Here is an 8,442-nt window from a genome sequence, read left to right on the forward strand (position 1 = left end):
GCGATCCAAAACCCCGGCTCGGGCGTTGCCACAGCGCGCAGGAGCCCGGCCTTTCGATGAACGACAGACCCCTGATCATGCTCGACGGCGCCGAGCCCCGCCTCACGAAGGCGAGCCTCGCCGAGCCCAGTCTCGCCGAGCCGCACGCCGCCGACGCCGGCGACGGTGTTCTCGCGGGGGCGCTCACCCGCGTCCTCGCCGATCCCGGCGTGAGCGCGCAGCACCTGCGGCTCCTACGCGACGGCAGGGAGAACTATCCCGCCTGGCTCGAGGCGATCCGCGGGGCGCGGGAGCGAATCGACTTCGAGAACTTCATCGTCGCCGACGACGAGACCGGCCGCATCTTCGCCGAGGCGCTGATCGAGCGGGCGCGGGCGGGCGTGCGGGTGCGCGTGATCTACGATTGGCTCGGCTCGGCTGCACGGGCCTCGCGCGACTACTGGCGCGCGCTGACGGCGGCCGGCGTCGCCGTGCGGGTCTACGGCCCCTTGCGCCCCTCGCGCCCGCACTGGTTCGTGCGCGACCACCGCAAGCTGCTCGTCGTCGACGGGCGGACGGGCTTCGTCTCGGGCCTGTGCGTCTCGGATCATTGGACCGGCCGCGACGGCATCGCGCCTTGGCGCGACACCGGCGTCGCCCTGTCGGGCGCGGCCGTCGGTGCCGCGCTGGAGGCGGCCTTCGTCGAGACCTGGGAGGTGGCGACGCCCCGCCGCGGCTCACCGGACGTACGCCCGCTCCCAGCGAGTCCGGTCCCGCCCGCACAGGGCGCGTCGAGCGTCGCGCCGCCGGCGGGCGGGTCCGTCCCCGTGCGCATCGTGCACGGCCGCCCCGGCGACCGGCGGCTCTACCGGCTCGACCTCCTGGCGCTCGCCACCACCCGCTCGCGCGCCTTCGTCACGGACAGCTACTTCCTGCCGACCCGCGCCTACCGCGAGGCGCTGCTCGACGCCGCGCGCGCCGGCGTCGACGTGCGCCTTCTCGTGCCCGGCGCCAACGACGTGCCCACCCTCCCCGCCTTCGTGCGCACCGCCTACCGCGAGCTGATCGAGGCGGGCGTGCGGGTCTACGAATGGTCCGGGCCGATGCTGCACGCCAAGACCGCCGTGTTCGACGGGCGCGTCTCGCGGGTCGGGTCGACCAACCTCAACCCCGCGAGCTGGTTCGGCAATTTAGAGATCGACGTCGTCGTGGACGATGCGCGCTTCGGCGCCGCCATGGAGGCGATGTTCGCCGAGGACATCGCCGGCGCGACGGAGATCGTGCTCGCCGACAAGCGCGGCGCGCCGGCCCTGCCGAGGCCCGTCGCCCTGGCGCCGCCCGCGCGCCTCGGTGGCCGCCTGGCGCATGGGCGCTGGCGCGAGAGCGCGGCCTCCGTCGGGCGCGTGCTCGTCTCGGCCATCGCCCAGCGCGCGCCGCTCTCGCGGCTCGAGGCGGCCTCCGCGGCGACGCTCGCGGCGATGGCGGCGGCGGGCGCCGTCGCGATCGCGCTCTGGCCGGGCATCGTCGGCTTCACGCTGTCGGTGACGCTCGGCTGGATCGCGCTCGCACTGGCCATCCGCCTCGTGCGCGAGCGCCGGCGCGGGCGCATCGCCGAGCGACGCCTCGCGGCGCAGACGCGCCGGCTGCTCGAGCGCCTGCGCCGCCGCGGGTGAGGGCGTCGCGCACGCGCTGCGCCGCCCCGCCGCGCGTCCCACCGCCGCGCCGCGCGCTTAGGAACCGAGCCCTCGCGGCCATCGTTCAGCTCTCGCGTGCACGCGGGACCTCCCCCGACCGCCGCGGCGCGCTACCCCGAGAGCGGGCCGGACGACGCGGCGCGCGACGTCGATTCACGAGGGTGGCCCCATGGAGCTCGACGCCTTCATCCTGTCGCGGATCCAGTTCGCGTTCACGGTGGCGTTCCACATCATCTTCCCGGCCTTCACGATCGGGCTGGCGAGCTGGCTCGCCGCGCTGGAGTTCCGCTGGCTGCGCACCGGCAACCCGGTCTTCAAGAACCTCTACAAGTTCTGGGTGAAGGTCTTCGCGGTGTCCTTCGGGCTGGGCGTCGTCTCGGGAATCGTGATGTCCTACCAGTTCGGCACCAACTGGTCGGGCTTCTCGGACTTCACCGGAAACGTGCTCGGCCCCGTGATCGCCTACGAGGTGATCACCGCCTTCTTCCTCGAGGCGGCCTTCCTCGGGATCATGCTGTTCGGCTGGAACAAGGTCGGCGACCGGCTGCACTTCTTCGCCACCTGCATGGTGGCGCTCGGCACGCTGATGTCGGCCTTCTGGATCCTGTCCGCGAATTCCTGGATGCAGACGCCCGCGGGCTTCGAGATCGAGAACGGCGTCGCCGTGCCGGTCGACTGGTTCGAGGTCGTCTTCAACCCCTCCTTCCCCAACCGCTTCGCCCACATGGTGATGGCCTGCTACCTGACCACGGCCTTCGCCGTGGCGGGCATGTCGGCCTACATGCTGCTGCGCGGGCGCCGCCGCGAGCGTGCGGTGGGCGAGACGTTGCGGATGGAGGGCGCGCGCCGCTCGCTCTCCATGGCGACGGCCTTCGCAGCGATCTTCGCCCCCGTCCAGATCTTCCTCGGCGACCTGCACGGGCTCAACGTTCTCGCCTACCAGCCCACCAAGCTCGCCGCGATGGAGGGGAACTGGGAGACGCAGGCCGGCGCGCCGCTGCTGCTCTTCGCCATCCCCGACGAGGAGGCGGAGGAGAACCGCTTCGAGATCGGCATCCCCAAGCTCGGCTCGCTCATCCTCACCCACGAGCTCGACGGCGTCGTGCCGGGCCTGAAGGAGGTGCCGCCGGAGATGCGCCCGCCGATCTGGCCGGTTTTCTACTCGTTCCGCGTGATGGTCGCGATCGGCATGCTGATGCTGGCGACGGGCGCCTGGTCGGTCTGGCTGCGCCTGCGCGGGCGTCTCTACGACAGCCCCGCCTTCCTGTGGACCTGCGTCGCCATGCTGCCCTCGGGCTTCATCGCTGTGCTCACCGGCTGGTTCACCGCCGAGATCGGTCGCCAGCCCTACGTGGTCTACGGCCTCCTGCGGACCGTCGACGCCGTCTCGCCGGTGACGACGGGCGCCGTCGCGGCGTCGCTCGCGGCCTTCGTCGTGGTCTACGCGATCATCTTCACGGCCGGGACCTACTACCTCTTCAAGCTCCTGCGCCGCGGGCCGGACGAGCACGAGGTCATGCCCGGCCAGACACCCGCCGAGCGCCCCAAGCGGCCCTTTTCGGCCGCCGAGGAGCGGCTCCCCGGCCGCGGGGGCGCCCGCAACCCCGCCGAGTGACGCGAGACGACAGGAGAGCGGACCATGCTCGAATACGCAGAGGGCCTGGACGGCCTCGCCTTGTGGCTCCCGCTGATCTGGGCGGGCCTGATCTCGGTGGCCGTGGTCATGTACGTGATCATGGACGGGTTCGACCTCGGCGTCGGCATCCTGTTCCGCCCGGCCCAGCGGGAGAACTGGCGCGACCGGATGATGATCTCGGTCGCGCCGATCTGGGACGGCAACGAGACCTGGCTCATCCTCGGCGGCGGCGGCCTCTTCGCCGTGTTCCACCTCGCCTACGCGCTTCTGATGCCGGCGCTCTACATCCCGATCATCGTCATGCTGCTGGCGCTGATCTTCCGCGGCGTCGCCTTCGAGTTCCGCTTCAAGGCGGACGCGTCCAAGTTCCTCTGGGACAATGCCTTCCACTACGGCTCGCTGGTCGCGACCTTCGCGCAGGGGGTGGTCCTCGGCACCTTCGTGCAGGGCTTCACGGTGGTCGGCCGCGAGTTCGCCGGCGGCACCTTCGACTGGGCGACGCCCTTCGCGATGATGACCGGCATCGGCCTCGTCGCGGGCTACGGGCTGCTCGGCGCGACCTGGATCGTGATGAAGACCACCGGCGATCTCGAGATGTGGGCGCGGCGCAAGGCCTACCGCTACCTGATCGGGGCGATCGTGGCGATGGCGGTGGTCTCGGTCTGGGTGCCGTTCCTCGGCGTCGAGATCGAGGCGCGCTGGTTCTCGACGCCCAACATCTGGTATCTCGCCCCCATCCCGCTGCTCACGGCGCTCGTCGCCTTCGGGATCTGGCGGACGCTCGCGAACGAGCGCACGTACTGGCCCTTCGTCCTGTCGATCTGCCTGTTCCTGCTCGGCTTCCTAGGGCTCGGCGTGAGCCTGTTCCCCTACATCGTGCCGCCGAGCGTCACGATCTGGCAGGCGGCGAACACCGTCAACAGCCAGCTCTTCGCGCTGGTCGGCTTCTCGATCGTCATCCCGATCATCTTCGCCTACACGATCTACGTGTACTGGGTGTTCCGCGGCAAGGTGGCCGAGACGCTCGAGGACAGCGGGTATCATTGATGAGCACGCGGCTTCGCCGGATCGCCTGGTTCGTCGGGCTCTACGTCGTCGCGCTCGTCGCCTTCGCCGGCGTCGTCTACGGGCTGCGGGCGATCGTGCCCGGGGGCTGAGCCGAAGGGCTGAGCCGAGCGGCTCAGCCGCGCCCCTGCCAGAACACGCTGCCCTCGAAGGACAGCACCGGCTCGCCGCGCTGGTTCGTGCCCTCGTTGCGCTGGCGCACGATTCCCCAGCCGGGGCGCGATGCCGAGGCGCGCGCCTCGACGATCGTCGTCGTGAACGTGATCGTGTCCCCCGCATAGACCGGCCGCGTCCAGGAGAGGTCGCGGAAGCCCGGCGAGGCGCCGAGCGCGACCGGTACCGCCCCCGCGCCGCGCACCGCCTGCTCCTGGCGCAGGCGGTGATCGACCAGCGCGCGCATGAAGGCCGCCGTCGTGTGCCATCCCGACGCGCACAGGCCCCCGAAGCGGCTCGCGGCCGCAGCCCCGGCATCCACGTGGAAGGCCTGCGGGTCGAAGGCGCGCGCGAAGGCGACGATCTCCTCGGCCGGGAAGAACCGCGCGCCGACGACCTCCCGCGTGCCCGGCACGAGGTCCTCGAAGGCGGGCAGCGGCACCGCCGGGTCGACCGGCGACGGCTCGACCTCCGGCGCGGCGGCACGCGCCATCGGCGTGGGCGCCGCCGCGCCCCGGCGACCGAAGAGGATCCAGTTCGTCTGCTCGACGAGCGGCGCACCGCCCTCGTCGGCGAGGTGGAAGCGGAAGCGCACGAGGCCCATTTCCGGCTTCGTGCGCGAGGCGCGGGTCTCGAGCACCTCGTGCCCGCCGAAGAGCCGCATCCCGGGCAGGATCGGCGCGCGCCAGGCGACCGACTCGATGCCCGGCGCGCCGAGCGAGGCGGCCTCGAGCAGGAAGGCGTCGGCGATCAGCCGCATCAGCAGCGCGCAGCCGTGCCAGCCCGACGCGATCAGCCGCCCCGCGAACGTCTCCCGCGCCGCCGCGGCATCGAGATGGAACGGCTGTGGGTCCCACGCGCGGGCGAAGGCGACGATCGCCGCCTCGTCGAGCACGACGGGCGCGTACGCCATCGTGTCGCCGGGATGGAAGTCCTCGAGGTGGACGGGCGGAGACGTCGGCATGAGTGGATCCGGCGTGGCGAGATCTCGGGGCGATCTCGGCTGAGCCGCCCCCTTCTGCCACGCCGCGCCCGCGCCGAACAGCTCCCCGCCGCGCCGCGGTCCTCGGGCGCGCTCAATGCGCGCCGTGCCCTCCCCCGTGCCCGCCGCGCATGGCCATCCCGTCGGAGCCGGGGAGCGCGATCACGACGTTCTGCATCATGCCCTGGTCCTCGTGGTCGAGGATGTGGCAGTGCAGCACGAACTCGCCGATATAGCGCTCGTAGCGCGTGCGCATCACCACGCGATAGCCCGGCTTGACGAAGAGCGTGTCCTTCCACACCCCCTGCATGCCGGCGTATTGCGGGTCGTCCGGCTCCCCGCCGACGCTGACGTCGACCCCTTCGGGGTTCAGTATCTCGACGACCTGGAACGGGTTCACGTGGATGTGGAAGGGGTGGCCGGCGGCGGGGTTCGTGCCGGAGGTCAGCGTCCACTCGTCGACGCCGCCCAGCGTCAGGAGCCGGTCGATGCGGTTCGGGTCGTAGGGCTCGCCGTCGATCAGGAAGCCGGTGGGCGTCGTGCTCGTGTCGATGGAGAAGGCGAGTGCCTGCGTGCCCGTCACCTCCGACGCGTCGATCGTCGGATGCGGCACGAACTTCGTCAGCTTCAGCCCGTCCTCGAGATCGGCGATGACCGCCTCGCGCACCTCGTCGGGCATGGTGCGCTCGGCCGCCGCGACCAGGGCGGCCTCGAGATAGGCCGTGAGGCCCGCCGCGTCGCCCGGCACGGAGTCCGCGCCCGTCTCGCCGCGCGCGACGTCGACGGCGCCGAGCAGCTGGCGGCTCTCCGCGTCGCCGCTCACGGTCGTGGTCGCCGGCGCCTGCGTGTCGATCACGCAATAGCGGCCGGGCTCGGGGAAGACGACGAGGAGATCGGTGCGGTAGCCCGGCTGGAGCACGCTCGTCGTGCGCGGGTCGATGGCGCCGCGGGTGAGCCCGTCCTCGGCCATGGCGAAGGTGGTGAGCGGCGCGCCCGGGCAGTTCGTCGCCATCCAATCCTCCTCGTCGCCGGCGGAGGCGTCGAGCGGGCCGGCATCGTCGGCCGCCTTGCGGAACTCGAGCTTCACCGTGTCGCGGATGCCCGCATGCGCGATGCGCCAGCGCTCGACGCGCCCGACCTCCGCTCCCGGGAAGGTCGGCAGGATCTCGCCGTTGATCGAGGTGTAGCGGCCCGACGCCGCCCAGTCGCCCGGCGAGAAGTTGTCGTAGCTCTCGATGATGCCGGTCTGGCCCGGATCGCAGCGATAGGTGCCGTCCGGGTTGGTCTCGAGGTTCCCCCGCACATCGTAGCACGCATATTGGTTCTGCTGGAGCAGCACGAGCCGCTCCGTGTACGGCGCGCCGTCCGCCCGCTTCAGCAGCGTGTCGACGTCGCCGTTGGTCTCCGGCGTCGGCAGCCGGTCACCGCGGATGAGAATGAACCCGGCCATGCCGGAGGACACCTGCAGCGCGACGCCGCCGTGCAGGTGCGGGTGGTACCAGAACGTGCCGGACGGATGGTCGGCGGGGATGTTCCACTCGTACTGGAAGGTCACGCCCGGATCGATGGCGATGAGCACGTTGTCGCTGTTGCCGGCGGGCGAGATCCACAGGCCGTGCGAGTGCAGGTTCGTCCGGTTGAAGCAGTGCGGGATGTTGATGTCGTCGGGGTCGCCGGGGCAGGACTGGTCCTCGACCGGCAGCTCGTTGTGCAGCGTCACGCGCACGGTCTCGCCGGGGGTCACCTGGATGGTGGGGCCGACGTAGGGCGGCGCGTTCGCCGCCGCCGGCTCCGGCGCGGCGAGGTCCACATAGGCCCGCAGCCGCGTGGCGTCGTCGCGCCCCTCCGCCGGGTCCCAGATCGCGCCGTCGACGTAGCGGATGGCGAGATCGAGCACCGCCTCCCCCGGCGCGACCCGCGGCGTCGGCGAGGCCGGCGCGAGGAGGAAGGGCGCGAGCGCGTCCGCGGGAGGCGCCGCGCGCTGGAGGACGGCGTCGGGGATCGCGGGGACGAGGCGCTCGGCGGGCTGGGCCGCGGCGGGGCCGAGGGCGGCGAGCAGAGAGAGCGTGGTGGTGACGGTCGCGGTGCGGATCGCCGTGCCGCGGCGCGTGTCGGCGATGGTCGGTCGGTATCTCATGGGCCCCCTCCCGTATCCGGCCGCGCGTGCGAATCGCTCGCGACCCGAGGATGCGTGCGGCCGAGCTTGCGCCGGGGCGGGAGCGATGGCAATCGGGAGATGCTCGCACGCCGGGGAAGAGGGCTGCGGTAGCTCCCCATGCCCGGGGTGGGCGCCCCCCCTCGACAGCCCGCCCCGCCTCCTTATCTCTCCGAGAGCACCGGATCGGGGAAGCGCCTCGCGCACGGGGACGGGCGACCTCGCCCTCCCCTTCCCTTTCCGGCGAAGACGCGGCATAAGCCGACGACGACAGCACGAGCGGGACCCGTCGAGCGCGCCATGACACAAGACCTGATCCGCTACGACCTCCTGGTGCAGGACGCGCTCAAGGGCGTGGTGCGCAAGGTGCTGGCGGACGCCGCGCGCGAGGGGCTGCCCGGCGAGCACCACTTCTACGTCTCCTTCCAGACCGCCTTCCCCGGCGTGCGCCTGTCCTCGCGCATGCGCGAGAAGTATCCGGACACGATGACGATCGTGCTCCAGCACCAGTTCTGGGATCTCATCGTCAACGAGCACGCCTTCGAGGTCGGGCTCTCGTTCGGCGGAGTGCCGGAGCGGCTGCTCGTGCCCTACGATGCGCTGACCGGGTTCTTCGACCCGTCCGTGCAGTTCGGGCTGAAGTTCGAGATTCGCGAGGCCGCCCAGGCTCCGGCACCCGTCTCAGGCCCCGCGCCGGGCGAGACGCCGCGCCAGCCGGCCCGCGGCGCGGGCTCCGAGCCCGCCGAGACCGAGCCGCGCCGCGCGCCCGCGACGACGC

6 protein-coding genes are annotated in these 8,442 nt (G+C 72.0%); 4 read left to right on the top strand and 2 right to left on the bottom strand.

What is annotated here, in order from left to right:
• Nucleotides 1–56: 56 nt before the first annotated feature.
• The 3 genes from ACTZWW_RS11375 to cydB all read left to right on the top strand — a co-directional run bounded on the left by ACTZWW_RS11375 (nt 57) and on the right by cydB (nt 4,356).
• Nucleotides 57–1,652 carry a phospholipase D-like domain-containing protein gene (locus tag ACTZWW_RS11375; protein WP_444781072.1) on the top strand — a complete coding sequence of 532 codons (1,596 nt, stop codon included), beginning with the start codon at nt 57–59 and terminating at the stop codon, nt 1,650–1,652.
• Nucleotides 1,653–1,842: 190 nt separating this feature from the next.
• Nucleotides 1,843–3,288 (top strand): cytochrome ubiquinol oxidase subunit I, encoded by a 1,446-nt coding sequence (locus ACTZWW_RS11380; RefSeq protein ID WP_444781073.1) that lies wholly within the window; start codon nt 1,843–1,845, stop codon nt 3,286–3,288.
• Between the two features lie 24 nt (nt 3,289–3,312).
• The gene (gene cydB, locus ACTZWW_RS11385; RefSeq protein WP_444781074.1) at nt 3,313–4,356 is read left to right on the top strand and encodes a cytochrome d ubiquinol oxidase subunit II; all 1,044 of its coding nucleotides are present in this window, start codon (nt 3,313–3,315) and stop codon (nt 4,354–4,356) included.
• Between the two features lie 133 nt (nt 4,357–4,489).
• Here the strand turns inward: cydB and ACTZWW_RS11390 are convergent, their stop codons facing one another.
• Both ACTZWW_RS11390 and ACTZWW_RS11395 read right to left on the bottom strand, forming a co-directional pair.
• Complete coding sequence (locus tag ACTZWW_RS11390) at nt 4,490–5,491, bottom strand: MaoC/PaaZ C-terminal domain-containing protein (protein WP_444781075.1); 1,002 nt, start codon at nt 5,489–5,491, stop codon at nt 4,490–4,492.
• A gap of 112 nt (nt 5,492–5,603) precedes the next feature.
• On the bottom strand, nt 5,604–7,646 hold the full coding sequence (locus tag ACTZWW_RS11395) for a multicopper oxidase family protein (RefSeq protein ID WP_444781076.1): 2,043 nt from the start codon (nt 7,644–7,646) through the stop codon (nt 5,604–5,606).
• A gap of 318 nt (nt 7,647–7,964) precedes the next feature.
• Between ACTZWW_RS11395 and ACTZWW_RS11400 the strand changes: the two genes are divergently transcribed.
• A partial coding sequence (locus ACTZWW_RS11400) for an SspB family protein (protein ID WP_444781077.1) occupies nt 7,965–8,442 on the top strand: 478 nt, incomplete at its 3' end.

The organism is Salinarimonas sp. NSM (assembly GCF_052380005.1).
Classification (GTDB): Bacteria; Pseudomonadota; Alphaproteobacteria; order Rhizobiales; family Beijerinckiaceae; genus Salinarimonas.